Origin of the sequence: Micromonospora sp. CPCC 205539, assembly GCF_036906815.1 — a bacterium.
In the GTDB taxonomy this organism is placed as follows: Bacteria; Actinomycetota; Actinomycetes; order Mycobacteriales; family Micromonosporaceae; genus Micromonospora.
Map to the genome: position 1 here is coordinate 1 of NZ_JBAKHW010000057.1, position 17,846 is coordinate 17,846.

16 protein-coding genes and 1 riboswitch are annotated in these 17,846 nt (G+C 73.6%); of the genes, 4 read left to right on the forward strand and 12 right to left on the reverse strand.

Going from position 1 to position 17,846, the window contains the following annotated elements; all coding sequences use genetic code 11:
• Positions 1-491: 491 nt before the first annotated feature.
• The 5 genes from V6V47_RS30040 to V6V47_RS30060 all read right to left on the reverse strand — a co-directional run bounded on the left by V6V47_RS30040 (position 492) and on the right by V6V47_RS30060 (position 6,852).
• The gene (locus V6V47_RS30040; RefSeq protein WP_334631860.1) at positions 492-1,217 is read right to left on the reverse strand and encodes a hypothetical protein; all 726 of its coding nucleotides are present in this window, start codon (positions 1,215-1,217) and stop codon (positions 492-494) included.
• Positions 1,218-1,335: 118 nt separating this feature from the next.
• Positions 1,336-2,400 (reverse strand): coiled-coil domain-containing protein, encoded by a 1,065-nt coding sequence (locus V6V47_RS30045; RefSeq protein WP_442934329.1) that lies wholly within the window; start codon positions 2,398-2,400, stop codon positions 1,336-1,338.
• Between the two features lie 5 nt (positions 2,401-2,405).
• Positions 2,406-2,537: riboswitch (cyclic di-AMP (ydaO/yuaA leader) on the reverse strand.
• Positions 2,538-2,658: 121 nt separating this feature from the next.
• Positions 2,659-3,576 carry a cation diffusion facilitator family transporter gene (locus tag V6V47_RS30050; protein ID WP_334631861.1) on the reverse strand — a complete coding sequence of 306 codons (918 nt, stop codon included), beginning with the start codon at positions 3,574-3,576 and terminating at the stop codon, positions 2,659-2,661.
• A 105-nt stretch (positions 3,577-3,681) separates the two neighbouring features.
• On the reverse strand, positions 3,682-5,799 hold the full coding sequence (locus tag V6V47_RS30055) for a HelD family protein (RefSeq protein WP_334631862.1): 2,118 nt from the start codon (positions 5,797-5,799) through the stop codon (positions 3,682-3,684).
• Positions 5,800-5,907: 108 nt separating this feature from the next.
• Complete coding sequence (locus V6V47_RS30060; protein ID WP_334631863.1) at positions 5,908-6,852, reverse strand: alpha/beta fold hydrolase; 945 nt, start codon at positions 6,850-6,852, stop codon at positions 5,908-5,910.
• Positions 6,853-7,002: 150 nt separating this feature from the next.
• Here V6V47_RS30060 and V6V47_RS30065 point away from each other — a divergent pair, with 150 nt between their 5' ends.
• Complete coding sequence (locus V6V47_RS30065) at positions 7,003-7,635, forward strand: carbonic anhydrase (RefSeq protein ID WP_334631864.1); 633 nt, start codon at positions 7,003-7,005, stop codon at positions 7,633-7,635.
• Positions 7,636-7,698: 63 nt separating this feature from the next.
• Here V6V47_RS30065 and V6V47_RS30070 read toward each other — a convergent pair whose 3' ends face one another.
• Complete coding sequence (locus V6V47_RS30070; protein ID WP_334631866.1) at positions 7,699-8,028, reverse strand: hypothetical protein; 330 nt, start codon at positions 8,026-8,028, stop codon at positions 7,699-7,701.
• A gap of 306 nt (positions 8,029-8,334) precedes the next feature.
• Between V6V47_RS30070 and V6V47_RS30075 the strand changes: the two genes are divergently transcribed.
• Positions 8,335-8,826: a DUF3145 domain-containing protein gene (locus V6V47_RS30075; protein ID WP_334631867.1), complete on the forward strand. Its 492-nt coding sequence runs from the start codon at positions 8,335-8,337 to the stop codon at positions 8,824-8,826.
• A gap of 96 nt (positions 8,827-8,922) precedes the next feature.
• On the forward strand, positions 8,923-10,656 hold the full coding sequence (locus V6V47_RS30080) for a glycoside hydrolase family 3 protein (protein ID WP_334631868.1): 1,734 nt from the start codon (positions 8,923-8,925) through the stop codon (positions 10,654-10,656).
• Between the two features lie 78 nt (positions 10,657-10,734).
• On the opposite strand, the gene V6V47_RS30085 is transcribed toward V6V47_RS30080, so the two are convergent.
• On the reverse strand, positions 10,735-12,606 hold the full coding sequence (locus tag V6V47_RS30085; protein ID WP_334631869.1) for a potassium channel family protein: 1,872 nt from the start codon (positions 12,604-12,606) through the stop codon (positions 10,735-10,737).
• A 121-nt stretch (positions 12,607-12,727) separates the two neighbouring features.
• Between V6V47_RS30085 and V6V47_RS30090 the strand changes: the two genes are divergently transcribed.
• Complete coding sequence (locus V6V47_RS30090; protein WP_334631870.1) at positions 12,728-12,946, forward strand: hypothetical protein; 219 nt, start codon at positions 12,728-12,730, stop codon at positions 12,944-12,946.
• Between the two features lie 54 nt (positions 12,947-13,000).
• On the opposite strand, the gene fabF is transcribed toward V6V47_RS30090, so the two are convergent.
• From fabF to V6V47_RS30115, 5 genes are all read right to left on the reverse strand, one after another.
• Positions 13,001-14,227, reverse strand: a complete 1,227-nt coding sequence (gene fabF / locus V6V47_RS30095; protein WP_334631871.1) for a beta-ketoacyl-ACP synthase II — start codon at positions 14,225-14,227, stop codon at positions 13,001-13,003.
• 2 nt (positions 14,228-14,229) lie between these two features.
• Positions 14,230-14,469, reverse strand: a complete 240-nt coding sequence (locus V6V47_RS30100) for an acyl carrier protein (RefSeq protein WP_334631872.1) — start codon at positions 14,467-14,469, stop codon at positions 14,230-14,232.
• Positions 14,470-14,554: 85 nt separating this feature from the next.
• Positions 14,555-15,499, reverse strand: coding sequence for a beta-ketoacyl-ACP synthase III (locus V6V47_RS30105; RefSeq protein WP_334631874.1), 945 nt, complete (start codon positions 15,497-15,499; stop codon positions 14,555-14,557).
• Positions 15,496-16,452: an ACP S-malonyltransferase gene (locus V6V47_RS30110; protein ID WP_442934330.1), complete on the reverse strand. Its 957-nt coding sequence runs from the start codon at positions 16,450-16,452 to the stop codon at positions 15,496-15,498. The genes V6V47_RS30105 and V6V47_RS30110 overlap by 4 nt, the downstream gene beginning before the upstream one ends.
• Positions 16,453-16,530: 78 nt before the next feature.
• Positions 16,531-17,835 (reverse strand): PucR family transcriptional regulator, encoded by a 1,305-nt coding sequence (locus V6V47_RS30115; RefSeq protein WP_334631875.1) that lies wholly within the window; start codon positions 17,833-17,835, stop codon positions 16,531-16,533.
• Positions 17,836-17,846: the final 11 nt, after the last annotated feature.

Below are 17,846 nucleotides of genomic sequence, written 5' to 3' on the forward strand. Positions count from 1 at the left end.
GCTCTGCCCCGCGCCAGCGCTCTGCCCCGCGCCCCCGCGCCCCGCCCTGCGCTCCGCCCCGCCCCGCGTCCGCGCCCCCGCGCCCCGCCCTGCGCTCCGCCCCGCCCCGCGTCCGCGCCCAAGATCGTGCTCGAACCTGGTTGTAGTGGTGTTGGGCACGCAGGATGCCACTACAACCACGATGTTGTGCGGATCTTGCCGGCCGCGCCGCCGCACCCAGGACCGACGCGCGCTCGCCCGGGTCAAGATCCGAGCAACTTCAGGGATGCTGCTGCCTGCGGCGCCTCGGAGGCAGCAAGTTCCCGGAAGTTGCTCGGATCTTCGAAAAGCGGGGAGCGGGAGCGGGAGCGGGGAGCGGGGGTGGAGGCCTTGCCAGGCCCGGACCGCCGCGCCGGTGCCTCCGGCGACCGCATCTGCGCCAGCATTCACGACAGCTGGCGTGATGAGGCGCAACTACCTGGATGTAGTGGCATCGATCCGCCAGGAGGCCACTACATCCTGGTTGTTGCGCCAGCGCCAGGACGACCAGCGCCAGCGCCAGGACGACCAGCGCCAGCGCCAGGACGACCAGCGCCAGCGCCAGGACGACCAGCGCCAGCGCCAGGACGACCAGCGCCAGCGCCAGGACGACCAGCGCCAGCGCCAGGACGACCAGCGCCAGCGCCAGGACGACCAGCGCCAGCGCCAGCGCCAGCGCCAGCGCCAGCGCCAGGACGACCAGGGCCAGCGCCAGGACGACCAGCGCCGCGGGCGGTGGGCGTACGGCGTCCCCATGGCTTGTACGTGGAGAGGACCGTCGCGATGATCATCAGGCTGGTCGACACGGTGGGCGCGATCACCAGGTCGGCGCGGTCCCGGGCGGGCAGAGCGGCGCCCAGTGCCCCGGCGTGCCGCAGGTTCGGGGTGAGGAGGAACAGCACCAGTCCGACCATCACCGTGGTGATCACCAGCTTCGCCAGCACCCAGCGGTAGCGCAGCAGCCCCCACGGAGTGAGCAGCGAACTGGCCACACCGATCAGCCAGACCAGCACGCTCAGCGGCGCGAACAGCACCGTCCCGATCAGCGCGGCGACCGGATAGACGACGGCCGGGTCGGCGCCCCGCTGCGCCGCGATGCCCAGCGTGAGCAGCACCAGGTCGGCGCCGAGCCAGCCCAGCGACGTGATCAGGTGCAGGGTGAGCAGGGCCTTGCGGGCGGTGGATGGGATCCGAGGCATACCGCGAGCCTGCCCGCCGGGGCCGGTCGAGTCGTCCGACCGCTGGCGACAATCGGGGTACGCCCGCTGACGTACCCGGCCGGTGTCCCCGACACGCGGGGGCACCGGCCGGACGGGGTCAGTACACCGACAGGTGCACGTGGTTGGTGTGGGCGCTGGACGGGTCGCTGCCCGCCCCGCTGTACGACTTCCACCCGCTGCTGGGCAGCCAGATCTGCCGGTACCAGATCACGTAGAGCACGGCGAGCCGGTCGGCGTTGCGGATGAAGTAGGCGGCCAGGTTGTTGCCGTACGTCTTGTCGCCACCGGTGGCGTTGCCGCCGAAGCCGGACTTCTGCGCGGCGAAGTCGCACGCCCGGCCCTTCGGGTGCTCACCTGAGCCGCCGTTGCGGTGGCAGGAGACGTACCGGGTGAAGCCTGCGGCCTTGGCCTGGTTGAGCGCGTGCAGGGTGCGGGGGGTGATACAGCCGGTGGCCGGAGTGGGGTCGTTGACGCTGCACGACTCCGATGGCCACGAGCCGTCGGAGTTGCGCGGCGCGGCCGTGGCGTTGGCGGCCGAGGTGCCCCGGTTGGAGCTGGTGTCGGCGGTGACCTGCGGCTTGGTGGTGGCCACCGTCAGGGCCCGTTCGGCCTGCTCCTTGCGCTTGGCCATCACCGTGACCTGCTTGCGCTGCTCGCGGATCTCGCCGTCCAGGGCGACCCGGGTGCGGTCGGCCGTGTCCTTGGTGTCGAGCAGGTCGCGCAGCACCCGGTCCTCGTTGGCGGCGACCGATTCCAGCGCGGCGGCCCGGTCCATGAAGCCTTCCGGGGTGTTGCTGTTGAGCAGCGCGGAGATCGTGCCGAGCCGGCCCGTACGGTAGGCGACTCCGGCGATTTCGCCGACCTTGCGACCGCGTTCGGTCAGCTCGGTCTCGGTGGTCTTGAGCTGGACGGCGAGCTGCTGCTGCCGCTGGATGGAGTTGTCCAGGGCTCGCTTCGCGTCCAGGTAGCCCTTGCTGGCCGCCTCGAGCTGGGCTCGCAGCGCCGGGGTGCCGCCCTCGACGTCGTCGTCGGGTGCCGCGGCGACCCGCAGGCTGGTCGGGGGAGCGGCCGAGGCGGTGCCGGCCGGGAGCGCGACGCCGAGGGCGAACATCGCGACGATCAGGGCCGCCAATCGAGCGGCAGGTGGTCGTGCTGGTGCCACTGCGCATGTCCTTCCGTCAGCCGCCGACCGGGTTAGCTGACGGGTTCGGGACGGAAGATCCCTACCGCTGACGCGGATGCACCCCAGGAACATGGTTCCCCGGTTCGCCCGCTAGGGCGATTAGGCGGCGACCACCACCGGCGCCGGGAGGGCGCCGCCGGGTGGAGGCCGGAACCGAGCCTACCGGTGCCGATGGGGCCCGTGCAGCCAATGTGACGGACGGTGTTGACGTGATGACCAAAAGGGGGCCGAGTAGGGCTACCACTCGATCGAGCCGCACGCCCCGGGGGCGGCACCGGGCTCGATCTGCAACGTCGCGTGCTCGATCCGGAAATCGTCGTGCAGGGCGGTGCGGGCCGCGGTGAGCACCGCGCCGACTTCCGCGCCGGGTGCCATGGTCAGGTGTGCGGAGGCCACCTCCATGCCGGAGGTGAGCGTCCAGACGTGCAGGTCGTGCACCTCGACCACGCCGGGCACCGCGGCCAGCCGGTCGTGCACGGCGGTCACCTGGAGGTGTTCCGGGGCGGCCTGCACCAGGATGCGGACCGCGGCCCGGCCCAGCCGCCAGGTGCGCGGCAGGATGAAGACGCCGATGGCGACCGCGACCAGCGGGTCGGCCCACCACCAGTCGGTGACCTCGATGAGCAGCGCCGCGCCGATCACGCCGAGCGAGCCGAGCAGGTCGCCGAGCACCTCCAGGTAGGCGCCCCGGAGGTTGATGCTCTCCCGGGCCCCCGCGCGGAGCAGGGCGAAGGCGACCAGGTTGGCGAGCAGGCCCAGTACGGCCACCGCGAGCATCGGGCCGGCCAGCACCTCGGGCGGGTCGCCGAACCGGCTGATCGCCTCGACCACCACGTAGACCGCCACGCCGGAGAGCAGGACGGCGTTGGCGAGCGCGGCGAGCACCTCGAGCCGGTAGAGCCCGAAGGTGCGTTGCGGGTCGCCGGTGGCCCGCCGGGTGGCGGTGATGGCGGCGAGCGCCATGGCGATGCCGAGGACGTCGGTGAACATGTGCCCGGCGTCGGAGAGCAGGGCCAGTGAGCCGGTGTGGAAGGCGGCCACCGCCTCGACCACCATCAGGGCGGCGAGCAGGCCGAATGCTGCCCAGAGCCGACCCCGGTGCTGGTGCGCGGCGTTGGCGACCGACCCGTGGTGGTGGTCATGACCTGCGCCCACGAGACCACCCTCCGCTGTCGGCTGGGACCCGGTCAAATATATGTTCACATCGCAATGTATGCAACTGTCCGGCCGGCGGGTGCCGCACAGGCTCACTGCCCAGGGTCAGCCCGTCGGGTCGATGGTGGTGAGCCGCTGGGTGGCCCGGGAGAGCGCGACATAGAGGGTGCGCACCCCGGCGCCGGGGTCCGCCCGGATCTCGCTCGGGGCGACCAGCACCACGCCGTCGTACTCCATGCCCTTGGCCTCGAGGCTGGTCACCACCTGCAGCCGCGGCGCGCCGAGCGCGCCGAGCCAACCGGCGACCTCGTCGCGGCGGGGGACCGGCGTGATCACCCCGACCGTGCCCTCCACCTCGGCCAGCAGACTGGCCGCGGCCTCGGTGATCGCGGCCTCCAGGCCCCTGGCAGGCACCACCAGCTCGACCGGGTCGACGCCGGTGGAGCGTACGGCGCTCGGCAGCGACAGGTCCGGGTAGAGCCGGCGGATCTCCGCCGCGGCCACCGCGAAGATCTCCGCCGAGTTGCGGTAGTTGGTGGTGAGCGTGAACTGGTGCCGCTTGCGTCGGCCCAACGCCTGGTCCTGGGCCCGGGTCAGCTCCTCCGGGTCACCGGTCCACGCGGTCTGCGCCGGATCGCCCACCACGGTCCAGGAGGCCAACCGACCCCGTCGGCCGACCATGCGCCACTGCATCGGCGAGACGTCCTGGGCCTCGTCGACCACCACGTGCGCGTACTCCCGGTAGTCCTCCGGTCGCTCCCGGGCCGCCGCCCGGGCCGCCCGCTGCCGCTCGCCGAGGGTGCTGAGCTCGCGGACCCCGCCGGCGAGCTGGAACGGGTCGCGCTTGGCCCGGGCCGGCCGCATCGGCTTGCCGAGCAGCGCGTCCAACTCGTCCAGCAGTGCGATGTCGGCGATGGTCAGCCCGATGTCGTCCAGATCCTGGTACGCAGCGCTCAGCAGCCGGATCTCCGCGTTGGAGAGGAGCCCGCCCGCGTACCGACGCAGCCGCTCCGGTCGGGCCAGCCAGCCGAGCACGTGCCGCGGGTGCAGCCGCGGCCACCACGCCTTGAGGAACTCCTGGAACTCTGGGCGCTCGGCGATCTCGCTCTCGAAGGCCCGCTGCTCCGGCAGCCGGGTGATGCCCAGCCGACGGGCCTGCGCCCAGAGCGCGGCGAAGACGCCGTCGAAGCCGGCCCGACGCACCTCGTTGCGCCGGGCGCCCCGGGGCAGCGCGCGGTTCCGGATCCCGTCCAGCTCGGCCCGGTCCAGCCGCAGCAGCGTGCCCCGGTAGAGCAACCGCAGCTCACCCGGGCCGCCCGGCACCGCGTCCTGGACCGCCCGCTCCAGCACCCGGCGCATCCGCAGCGAACCCTTCACCGACGCCACCTCGGGCGGGTCGGTGCGGGTCGCGGTCATCCCCGGGAAGAGGGTGCCCAGCGAGTGCAGGGTCGCGGTGTCCTCACCGAGCGAGGGCAGCACCGAGCCGATGTACTCGACGAAGACCGACGACGGGCCGACCACCAGGATGCCGCCCCCGGCGTACCGGCTGCGGTCGGAGTAGAGCAGGTACGCGGCCCGGTGCAGGGCCACCGCGGTCTTGCCGGTGCCCGGCCCGCCCGCGACGATCGTCACCCCGGAGCCGGGGGAGCGGATCGCCTCGTCCTGCTCCCGTTGGATGGTCGCCACGATGTCGCGCATGCCCCGGCCGGTGGCCTTGGACAGGGTGGCCAACAGCGCGCCGTCGCCGACCACCGTCATCCCCTCCGGGGTGGCGGTCGGGTCCAGCAGGTCGTCCTCGATCCGGGTGACCCGCTCGTTGCGCGACTGGATGGTGCGGCGGCGCACCACGCCCTGCGGCTGGGCCGGGGTGGCCTGGTAGAAGGCGGCGGCGGCCGGCGCCCGCCAGTCGACGACCAGCGTCGTGGCGTCCTCGTCGCGGATGCCCAGCCGGCCGACGTGCAACACCTGCTTGTCCCGCAGGTCCAGCCGGCCGAAGACCAGCCCCTCGTGCTCGGCGTCGAGGGTGTGCCGCCGCTGCGCGGCGTGGAAGACCATCGCGTCGCGTTCGACCAACGCGCCGAACGTGCCCACCCGGGCCAGCCGGTAGCCGTCCTTCTCGGCGCGAACCGCCGACTGCCGCAGTTCGGCCAGTCGGGCGTACACCCGGTCGAGGTGCCGCTGCTCGACAGCGATCTCCTGCGCCAGGGCGGTCTGGTCGGTCAACGCACGCTCCTCCTAATGTCGCCGGCAAGCGGCGCGAACCGCGCGGGCCAACCGCAGAAGGGTACGGCCCCCGGCCCGGCCCGCCGCGCCCGAGGTGCGGGAACGCGGTCAGCCACCCGCCCCGGCGGGTGTCGCGCCGCGCCGGCGGGGCGGCGGCGCGGCGAGCACCCGGCGCAGGACGCCGGTCAGCGCGGCGTTCACCTCGTCCGGGCGTTCCATCATCAGCATGTGCCCGGCACCCGGGCAAACGGTCAACTCTGTCGCCGGCAGGACTGCGGCGATCGATTCGGCGCACGGCGGCGGGGTCAGGCGGTCCCGGTCGCCGACCAGGGCAGCCGCCGGCAGGTGCGCCAGCTCGGCGAGGGTGTCCAGCCGGTGCTGGGTGCCGAACGAGGCGCGGAACCCGCCGATCGAACGCAGCGAGGCCCGGGCCACCGCCGACGTCACCAGTCGGATGTCGGCCGGCTCGCAACGGTCGCCGAAGAGCATCCACCGGATGCTCGGTTGCAGCGCGTGCAGCAGCGCCCGGGGTGGACGCCACGACCCACATCGGGCCAGCACGCCGGCACCGGTCGTCTCGGCCAGCCGGATCAACCGGGCGATCCGGGGCGAGAGCCCGTAGACGGTGTGCGTGTGCCCCTCGGCGGTGGTCGAGACGAAGACCAGCCCGGCGGCACGGGCCGCGAAGTGCGCGGGGTGGCGGTGCGCGTACTCCATGATCGTCATGCCGCCCATCGAGTGCCCGACCAGGACCACCCGCCCGGTCGGCGCCACCGCGTCGATCACCGCGGCCAGGTCGTCGCCGAGCTGGGTCAGGGTGGCCGTGGGCAGCGCCATGCAACTGGACCGGCCGTGCCCCCGCGCGTCGTAGGTGACCACCCGTGCCGCGCCACCGGTCGCCTCGGTGAGCGCGTCGAGCTGCCGGTGCCAGCTGCGCCCATCCAGCGTCCAGCCGTGCAGCAGAATGGCGGTGACCTGCGCGTCCGCCGGGCCCGTCGTCTCGACGTGCAGCCGCACGCCGTCGGGCAGACCGACCTCGAACCGCTCCGGCATCGCCACCTCCCCAGGGCCGCCCGGCACCACCAGCACCTCCGATACCCGGCGGTAACACCGGCTACCCGTGATGAGACCACGCCAATCGCGGTGTGGCGAACATTCCCGACCTCGACCCGTGGCCACCGAGACCGGGCCAAGCTGGATGGCATGGGGGCACCGACCGGTCCGCCGCCGGGACGGCTGGCCGGCGGTACGCCCAGAGCCGCGCTCGCCGAGCTGCTCACCGGCAACCGGCGTTTCGTCAGCGGGCAGCCGGTGCACGGGCATGACGTGACGGCCGCCGCGGCGGCCGCTTCCGGCGACCAGCAGCCGTACGCGGTGGTGCTGGGCTGTATCGACTCACGGGTGCCGTTGGAGGCGATCTTCGACCAGACGTTCGGCGCGATCTGCGTGATCCGTACCGGCGGTCACGTGCTCGACCGGGCGGTCTGCGGCTCGATCGAGTACGTGGTCGGCCAGCTCGGCGTACCGCTGGTGCTCGTGCTCGGCCACGAGCGGTGCGGCGCGGTGGGTGCCGCGGTGGACGCGCTGCGCACCGGGGAGCGTCCCGGCGGCTCGCTGGCCCACCTGGTGGACGAGATCGCCCCGGCGGTGCTCGACGCGGGGGTGGACGACCCGGCGGTGCATCCGCTGGCGATCCGTCGGCATGTCCGGCGCACGGTGCACACGCTGCGCGCCGACGACCTGCTGGCCGGCCCGGTCGCCGCCGGCCGGGTGGACGTGGTCGGCGGCCTCTACGACCTGGCCACCGGCGAGGTCGCCCTGCTCGAAGGCCCCTGAGACGCGGAACCGCCCGCCGGGAGGTCCCGGCGGGCGGTTCGAGGTGTCGCGGTGGGAGAGGGCTCAGCCCTCGAAGACACCGGCCTCGACCAGGCGCTTCTCGGTCGCGTCCCAGCCGTCGCCCGGGTGGGCGGTGTTGAGGCCGTTGATCTCCGCCCGGATCTTGGCGGCGTGCCCGGCGGCGGCCAGCACCCGAACCTCCTCGACGAAGGCGTCGGAGTCGGTGCGCAGGTGCACGGTCTTGCCGTTGGTCAGGTTCCGCAGGTAGGCGTGCTTGCCGCCGTTGAGCGGGATGAGGTACTTGAACTCGCCCAGCACGCTGAGGGCGCCACCCTGGCCAGCCTGGCCGGCCCGGACGGACGCGCGCGCGGTCTTAGAGGTGTTGCTCGCCACGGAGGTACTCCTTGCAAGACGTACGGGAGGACTGGACGTCCGGGGGCTGTGTGCGGGCGACAGTGCGTCGGCCCACGAAGATGTACGCGGCAGAAGCCGCCGGTGGAACTGTACACGACCACGACATCAGGCTGGTTGTCGCGGTGTCCTGAGAGGTAACGGCGACCACCCGTCCGGCTATTCCGGCCGGCGAATTCTCCGATTCCCTGGCGCACCATCCGTCACAGGAGTCATCATGTGTTGCAGCAACCACCTGGGTGGACGAGGTCGTAGGGGAAGACGCACCTCGCTCTCCGGGAGGTCACCGTGCCAACGCGTGGCGTCGTATACGTCCACTCGACCCCGCTCGCCGTGTGCTCACACGTCGAGTGGGCGATCGCGCGCGTCCTAGCCGCGCCGGTCAACCTGCAGTGGACGGCTCAGCCCGTCGACCCCGGCGCCCGCCGGGCCGAGTGCGGGTGGACCGGTCGTCCGGGAACGGGCGCCGAGCTGGCTGCTGCCCTCCGGCAGTGGCCCATGATCCGTTTCGAGGTGACCGAGGAGCCCAGTCCGGGCGCCGACGGCGAACGCTTCATGTTCGTGCCCGCGCGCGGGCTGTTCCGGGCCACCGTGGGTGCGGCCGGTGACATCCAGCTCGGCGAGGACCGGCTGCGGGCCCTGATGGCCGCCGCCCGGGCCCCGGAGGCGCTGGCGCACGCCCTGGACAAGGCGCTCGGCACCGCGTGGGACGACGATCTTGAGCACTACCGGTACGCCGGCGACGGCGCCCCGGTGACCTTGCTCACCCGGGTGGGCTGATTTACTTCACCACCGAGCTGGCCACCTGCCCGCACGCCGGGCGGGGCGGCCCCGGCCGGTAAGGTCAAGTTGCCCCGATAAGGGTGAACTGGTGGGATGGGCGACGTGCCGATTCGCCCGCGACGCGTCGGCGTCGCCGTCGCCGCCCTGACCGCCCTGCTCGTCTCCGGCTGCTCGGAGGACCCGGTCCGGCCCGCGCCGACGCCCGCCCCGGCCGGCACCTCCGCCGGCCCCAGCGCCTCCGCCACGACCCCCGGCGACGACCCGGCTGCCCGGGCGGCCGCGCTGGTCGCCACGCTCTCCGACGAGGACCTGGTAGGCCAGGTGCTGATGCCGTACGCCTATGGCGACGCGGCAACGAAGGTCTCACCCGGCTCGGCGGCCGGCAACCAGGCCCTGGCCGGGGTGGACACCCCGGCCGAGATGATCGCCAAGTACCGGCTGGGCGGGCTGATCCTGGTCGGGTTCAGCGCCGACGACCCGACCAAGGGCAACCAGGAGACCACCAACGTCGACAACCCCAAGCAGGTGCACGAGCTGACCGGCGGGCTGCGTGCCGCCGCCGGCCAGCTCGCCGCCGGGCCGGCCCCCTTCCTGGTCGGCACCGACCAGGAGTACGGCGTGGTCACCCGGGTCACGGACGGGGTAACCGTGCTGCCCAGCGCCCTGGCGGCCGGCGCGGCCGGCAAGCCGGCGCTGACCGAGGCGGCCTGGCGGGCCGCCGGCACCGAGCTCGCCGCGATGGGGATCAACGTCGACTTCGCCCCCGTTGCCGACGTGCTGGCCACCCGCAGCACGGTGATCGGCTCCCGGTCCTTCGGTGCGGACCCGCAGCGGGCCGCGGCGCAGGTCGGTGGCGCGGTGCGCGGCCTCCAGTCGGCCGGAGTCGCGGCCACCCTGAAGCACTTCCCAGGTCACGGCCACAGCGCCGACGACTCGCACAAGGACCTGCCGGTGCTCACCCAGTCCGAGGCGGCGCTGCGCGAGGGCGCGTGGCCGCCGTTCACCGCCGGCTTCGAGGCCGGCGCGATGGCGGTGATGTCCGGTCACCTGGACGCGCAGGCCATCGACCCGGGCACCCCGGCCACCTTCTCGCACAAGCTGCTCACCGACGTGCTGCGTGGCCAGCTCGGCTTCAAGGGCGTGGTGATCACCGACGGGATGAACATGCCGCCGGCCAAGCGCTGGGCCCCCGGCGAAGCCGCCGTCCGGGCACTGAACGCCGGCAACGACCTCATCCTGATGACCCCGAACGTCGGCCAGGCGTACGACGGGCTGCTCGCCGCGCTGCGCGGCGGGTCGCTGCCCCGGCCTCGGCTGGTCGAGGCGGTCACCCGGGTGCTGACCATGAAGTTCCGGCTGGCCGAGCACCCGGCGGCGCAGATGTCCACGCTCAACGCCCCGGCGCATCGCGCGGCGGCGGACGCGCTGGCCGCCGGTGCCGTCACCGTGCTGCGGGGCGCGTGCGGCGGTGCGGTGCGCGGCCCGATCACCGTCAGCGCCTCCAACGGCCGAGACGGCACCAAGAAGACGCTCACCGCGGCGCTGACCGCGGCCGGCGTCCAGGTGAAGCCAAGCGGCGGCACGGTGGTGCACCTGGTCGGCTACGGCGACGGCGACGGTGACCTGCGCGCCGACGCGGCCGTCACGGTCGCCATGGACACCCCGTACGTGCTGGCCAAGGCGAAGTCGCCGACGCTGTTGGCCACCTACTCGTCCAGCCGGGCGTCGATGACCGCGCTGGCCGCCGTACTCGCCGGCAAGGCCCGCCCCGGCGGCCGTTCCCCGGTGGCCGTGCCCGGCCTCCCCGCCACCACCTGCACCACCTGACCCGCTCCTCCGGCCCGCCGGCGCGGACGGCGACCGCCCGGACGGGCCGGGTGAACGCCCGTTCTCCGGCCGGTCGGGTCAGCGCCCGTCCTCGGCCGCCGGCCGTTCGGTGGCGTACCCGTCGGGCTGCTCCGGGCCGGGCGGCGCGGCATCCGATCCCGGCCGGCGTGCCGCCGGTGGGCGCAGCAACCGCAGCGGCGTCCCGCCGACCGTGTCGGGTGACACCGGCGGCGGGTCGGCGCTCGGCACCGTCCGGGCGAGCAGCGCCGCCAGGCCGGCCCGGGTGGCGACGACCAGCAGCCGGTCCGTGCGCACCAGCGGCCGCCGCTGCGGTAGGGACCAGATGGTCTGCCCGGCCCGCCCGGTCCGCATCGCGATCACCCGGGTCTCGCGCGGCCGGCTGACCTCCGGGCAGAACCGGCCCTCCAGATCCGAACCCGCGCCGACCGGCAGCTCGGCGAGCAGCAGCACCCGCCGCCCCACCGAGATCGTGTCGATCACCTCGCGGCCCATCATGGCCGCCGCGAACGCCGGCGCGGCCAGGTACGAGACGCTGCGCGAGTGGTTGATTCCGAAGGCGCGCTGCACCCGCTGCGCGAACCCCTCGTCGAACAGCCGCAGCACCACCCGCAGCGGATCCGCCGCACCGCCCGCCGCGGCCCGGTGCAGCGAACGCCCGAGCAGCGCGGTCTCCAGATTCGTCACGTCGTCGGCGCAGAGCACCACCAGCGCCCGGCAGGTCGACACGGACGCCGCCCGCAACGTCTCCGGGCTGGTCGCGTCACCGATCAGGAACGGCAGACCCAGCTCGCGCGCCACCGCGACGCCTCGGGCCGTCGCCGCCCGGTCCACCGCCACCACCGTCAGGCCGAACGAGTGCAGCTCCTGGACCACCCGGGTGCCGATGTTGCCCAGCCCGACCACGATCACGTGGTCGTCGAGCGGGTCGGTGAGCCGACCGGCCGCGACCGCCAACCGGGCCCGTACGACCGAGTCGACCACCAGCGCCGTCACCGTGGGGACCAGGGCCACGCCGGTGATCACCAGTAGCAGGGCGGTGACCTTCTCCACCGGTGACCCGGTCGGGTCCGCGTCCGCGCTGCCCAGGGCGATGAGCAGCGTCAGGTAGCTGGCCTGCGCCAGATCCAGGTCCCGGGCCTGCCCGAGCAGCACGCTGCCGACGGCGAACAGCGCGGCCGTCGCGCCCAGCGCCCAGCGCAGGCGTCTGCTGAGGACCAGCCGGACGGTCCGCAGCACGCGGCGTCGAGGCCGGGCCCGGGTCGTACGCCGCCGGCCGTACGCCCGTACCAGCACCAGATCGGCCGAGGCTTCGTCCTCGGGCAGGGTGATCGGCTCGGGGCCGCTGGTGTCGGCCAGCGCGCAGACCACGTCCGCGGTGGTCGGGTCGAGGGCGTCCCGGCCCGCGGTCCGCAGCAGCTCGTCGTCGGGCAGCCGAAGGAAGGTCGGTGCGTCGTCGCCGAGGGTCGCGGCGACGAACGCGGGCGCGGCGATCTCCGAGCCGGACAGGACCGCGCAGTCGCCGAGCATGGTGGCCACGCCCTCGCCGAGCACCGGGTTGAACAGTCGAACCACGATCCGCACGTCCGGATCGAACTCCCGGATGATCAGCGCGGCGTCCACGTTGGCCACGTCGTCGGCACTGACCAGCGCGACTGCCGCCGCAGCCCGTACGCCCGCCCGTTCCAGCACCTCGGCGGTCAGCCGGCGGGCCACCACCACCTCGGGACGCGGGCCCGGCGCACCGGCCTCGGGCGCGAGCTCGGCGATGTCCGGCGCGTGGTTGTCGGTCAACGACGGCAACAGCGCGGTGACCGCCACGCCGTACCGGTCGACCAACTCGGTGACCAGTCGACGGGCCAGGGCGTTGTCGCCACAGACCACGAAGCGCCGAAGCTCCGGATCGACGCCGTCCGTGCTGTCGTCACGCACGCCCGCATGGTAGCCATCAGCGACCAGCTCGTCCGGAGCGCGACGGGGCGTCCCAGACGCCGGCCCACCGCACGGGAAAACGCCTCGCGCCGGGCGGCGTCGGCCTGGCAGCCTCGCAGCCATGGCAGCGGCAGAGGGCTTCCGGTACGACCAGCGTGCCGACGGCACGGTGGTGATCACGCATCACGGGCGGGTCGCCGGGACGCTGCGCGGCGGCCGGGCAGCGGAGTTCCTCGCCGAGGTCGACGACGACCCGCAGTTGGTGATGGCCCGCTGGACCGGCAACTACCGCCGGGGCAACGAGCGCACCGCCAGGCAGCACCCCCGCAACCGGGGCTGAGACGTGCGAAAGGGCACCTCGAAGGGTGCCCTTTCCGAACTGCGAACTGTGGTGTCAGGCTCGGGTGAAGACGAGAGCCACGTTGTGGCCGCCGAAACCGAACGCGTTGTTGAGCGCGGCCGGGATCTCCATGTGACGCGCCTTGTGCGCGGCCACCTCGAGAGTCAGCCCGTCCTCGGGGTCATCCAGGTTGATCGTCGGAGGAACGACGCCGTCGCGGATGGCCAGGATGGTGGCGATCGACTCCAGCGCGCCGGCGGCACCGAGCAGGTGACCGGTCATCGACTTCGTCGCGGCCAGCACCGGGTGGTCGCCGAGCGCCTGGTGCAGCGCGCCGATCTCCAGCATGTCGCCGACCGGGGTCGACGTGGCGTGCGCGTTGACGTGCATGATGTCCCGCTTGGCGACGTCCGCGTCCGCGATCGCCTTGGCGATGGCCCGGATGGCGCCCTCACCCTCGGCGTGCGGCTGCACGATGTCGTACGCGTCGGAGGTGATGCCGGCGCCGGCGAGGCGCGCGTACACCCGGGCACCCCGGGCGGCGGCGTGCTCGGCCCGCTCCAGCACCATGATGCCCGCGCCCTCACCGAGGACGAAGCCGTCGCGGCCCTTGTCCCAGGGTCGGGAGGCCCGCTCCGGGTCGTCGTTGCGGGTCGACATGGCCCGCATCGAGCTGAATCCGGCGATCGGCAGCGGGTGGATGACCGCCTCGGTGCCACCGGCCACCACCACGTCGGCGCGGCCGGAACGGATGATGTCCAGGCCGAGCGCGATCGCCTCGGCGCCGGTGGCGCAGGCGCTGGCCACCGCGTGCACGCCGGCCTTGGCGCCCAGCTCCAGCCCGACCCAGGCGGCCGGGCCGTTCGGCATCAGCATCGGGATCGTGTGCGGGGAGACCCGCCGCGGCCCGGAGGCCTCCAGGACGTCGTCCTGGGCGAGCAGGGTGGTGGCACCGCCGATGCCGGAGCCGACGCTGACCGCCAGCCGCTCCCCGTCGAGGTCGGAGCCGGCCAGACCGGCGTCCGCCCAGGCCTGCTGCGCCGCGATGATCGCGATCGCCTCGGAACGGTCCAGGCGGCGCAGCCGGACCCGGTCCAGCACCTCGGACGGCTCCACGGCCAGTTGGGCGGCGATCCGGACCGGCAGTTGCGCGGCCCACTCCTGGGCGAGGGCACTCACCCCGGAGCGGCCGGCAAGCATGGCGTCCCAGGTCGACGCGACGTCCCCGCCGAGCGGGGTCGTCGCGCCGAGCCCGGTGACGACGACGTCAGGGCGACTCATGATCAGGACTGCGCCTCGATGAAGCTGACGGCGTCCCCGACGGTCTTGAGGTTCTGCACCTCGTTGTCCGGGATCTTGACGCCGAACTTCTCCTCGGCGGCCACCACGACCTCGACCATGGAGAGCGAGTCGACATCGAGGTCGTCGGTGAAGGACTTCGCCTCGGCCACGTCGTCCGGGTTCACTCCGGCAACCTCTTCGAGGATCTCGGCGAGGCCGGTGGTGATCTCGTCACGGGTCATTGCGGTTGGTTCCTCTCATCGGGGTTCTCCGGCGGCCAGCGTCGCCGGCCGCCACTCCTGGGGCGCATGCGCGCCCGAGGGGGTCTCAGGGGCAGCGGACGACCTGACCGGCGTAGGTCAGGCCACCGCCGAAGCCGAACAGCAGCACCGGTGCGCCCGAGGGCACCTCCCGCCGCTCGACCATCTTGGACAGGGCCAGCGGCACGCTCGCCGCCGAGGTGTTGCCGGACTCGACGATGTCCTTCGCGATGATCGCGTCGGGGATGTTGAGCCGCTTGGCGATGCCGTCGATGATCCGGGCGTTGGCCTGGTGCGGCACGAACGCGGCCAACTCCGACGGGTCGACCCCGGCCCGCTCGCACGCCTGCAACGCCAGCGGTGCCAGCGCGGTGGTGGCCCAGCGGAACACCGCCTGCCCCTCCTGCTGGATGTACGGGCGCCAGCCCTCGATCCGGACCGCGTCGCTCTTCTCCGGCACCGAACCCCAGACGACCGGGCCGACCCCGGAGGGCTCGTCGTCGGCCGTGGCGGTGACCACCGCGGCGCCCGCCCCGTCGCCGAAGATGATGCAGGTGGAGCGGTCGGTCCAGTCGGTGAAGTCGGAGAGCTTCTCGGCGCCGATGACGATCGCGTTGCGCGACGCCCCGGCACGGATGGCGTGGTCGACGGTGCCCAGCCCGTAGCCGAAGCCCGAGCAGGCGGTGTTGACGTCGAACGCGCCCGGCGCGGTGATGCCCAGCTTGGCGGCGACCCGGCAGGCCACGTTGGGGCTGCGGTCGACCGAGGTGCAGGTGGCGACCACGACCAGGTCGATGTCGGCGGCGGTCAGGCCGGAGTTGGCCAGCGCCTTGCCGGCCGCGGCGGCGGCCATGTCGGCCACCGTCTCACCGTCGGCGATCCGCCGGCTGACGATGCCCACCCGGTCACGGATCCACTCGTCGTTGGTGTCCACGAGCTTGGCGATGTCGTCGTTGGTCACCACCCGGGAGGGCTGGTAGTGCCCCATCGAGACGATGCGACTGCCAGTCATGAAAGACCTCCGTTGCGGGCGAGCGGTTGGCCCGGCGTGCCGTGCCGAGCGATCAGGTCCCGTGCGGCCGGCAGGTCGTCCGGGGTGTTCAAGGTGACGATCTCGGGCACACCCGTGGCCTTCAGCTCCCGCTTGACCAGGCCGGCGAGCGTGCCGGCCGGGGGCAGCTCGATCACGCCCGTCACCCCGAGGTTGGCCAGCGTGCCCATGCACAGGTCCCAGCGCACCGGCGCGGTGACCTGGTTGACCAGGCGCTGCACCATGGCGGGGCCGTCGGTGACGGAGGTGCCGTCGAGGTTCGACAGCAGGATCCGGGCCGGGTCGACCGGGGTGATCCCGGCGGCCACCGCGGCCAGCGCGGTCTCGGCCGGAGCCATGTACGGGGTGTGGAACGCGCCGGCCACCTGGAGCCGGATGATCCGGGTCTTCGCGGGCGGCTCGGCGGCGAGCTTGTCCAGCCCGTCCAGCGACCCGGCGGCGACGATCTGCCCGGCGCCGTTGCGGTTGGCCGGGTGCAGCCCGTGCGCGGCGATCGCGGCGAGCACCTCGTCCGGGTCACCGCCGAGCACGGCAGCCATCCCGGTCGGCTCCAGCGCGCACGCGGCGGCCATCTCCCGGCCCCGGACCCCGGCGAGGGTGATCGCGGCCTCGGCGGACAGCACCCCGGCCAGCGCCGCGGCGCCCAGCTCGCCGACACTGTGCCCGGCGGTGACCGCCACCTCGGCCAGCGGCAGGTGCTCGGCGGCGAGCAGCGCCGCCGCGACCAGCAGCGGCTGGGTGCGGGCGGTGTCCTTGATCTCGTCGGCGTCGGCGGCGGTGCCCAGGTGCAGCAGGTCGACCCCGGCCAGCGCGGACCACCAGCGCAGTCGCGCCTCGGTGCCGGTCAGGTCGAGCCAGGGGGTCAGGAAGCCGGGTTTCTGCGAACCCTGGCCGGGACTAAGTACGGCGAGCACGACTATGACTCTCCCGGATTGGCGTGGGTAACGCTGTGCCGGCTCCGACCAAACCACACTAGAACCTTTGGAGGGTTCCTACAAAGATCGGCGCTGATCGTCCTCGTTTTGGGTGGGTTTCCGGGTCGCCGGGGTCATTGTCTGGGTCGGGACGGGCGAGGTCATCGGGACCACCGGATCCAACCGGCCGACGGTCAGCGCCACCTGCAGGGCGAACGCGTCCCGCGGAATCAGCGGCGAGAAGCCGGTCACCTCGGCGATTCGACGCAGACGGTAACGCACCGTGTTCGGGTGCACGAAGAGCGCCCGGGCCGCGCTCTCCAGCGTGCCACCGGCGGCCAGGAACGCGTCCAGGGTCTCCAGCAGTTCGCCGCCAGCGCGCACCAGCGTCGCGTACACGTCGTGCCGTAGCCGGCGACGGGCCTCCGCGTCCCCGGCGAGGGCCCGCTCCGGCAACAGGTCGGCGGCCGGCACCGGGCGCGGGGCGGTCGGCCACGCCGGCGCCGCCCGGAAGCCGGCCAGCGCGGCCCGCGCCGACTCCGTCGCCTCATCCAGACTGGGTACGGCCGGACCGACCACCACCGGGCCGTCCCCGAACGCGGTCAGCAGCTTGCCGGTGGCGGCCAGTGGATCCGCCGCGCCGCCCAGCACGATCACCAACCGGTCGCCGTGCACCCCGCCGATCACCTCGACGCCGATGCGCCGGGCCTGCCGGTAGACCACGTGCAGCACGGCGGAGACCTCGCCACCCGGCGAGCGCCCGACCGCCACCGCGACCGGCGGCGCGTCCGCCCAGCCCAGCGCGGCGGCCCGGCTGGCCAGGACGTCCGGCGAGTCACCGCGCAGCAGCGCGTCCACCAGCAGGGCCTGCAAGCGGGCGTCCCACGCGCCACGCGACTCGGCGGCCCGCGCGTACACCCGCGCGGCGGCGAACGCGATCTCCCGGGAGAAGCGCAGCACCGCCTCGCGGAGCTGCTGCTCCTCACCCTCGGCGGCCAGCTGCGACACCTGCTCCTCGACCACGTCGATGGTCACCTTGATCAGCGCCACGGTCTGCTGGAGGGTGATCGACCGGGCCAGCGCCTCCGGGGCGGCGGCGAAGACCTCGTCGGAGACCTCCTGGGTGCTGTCCGCCGTGCCGCCGCCGTCGCGCAGCCACTGCACCAGCGACCGGGCACCCGCCTGAGCCACCAGCATCACCCAGGAGCGCTGGTCGGCCGGCAGAGCGCGGAACCACGGCAGCGTCTCGTCCATCCGGGCCACGCTGGAGGTGGCCAGCGCCCCCGCCGCGCGCTCGATCTGGCGCAGCGTGGCCGTCAGCTCCCCACCGCTCGGCGTACTCCCCACCGCCCCAGCCTGGCACGCCCTGACCTGGATCTTCACGCCGGGCCGGC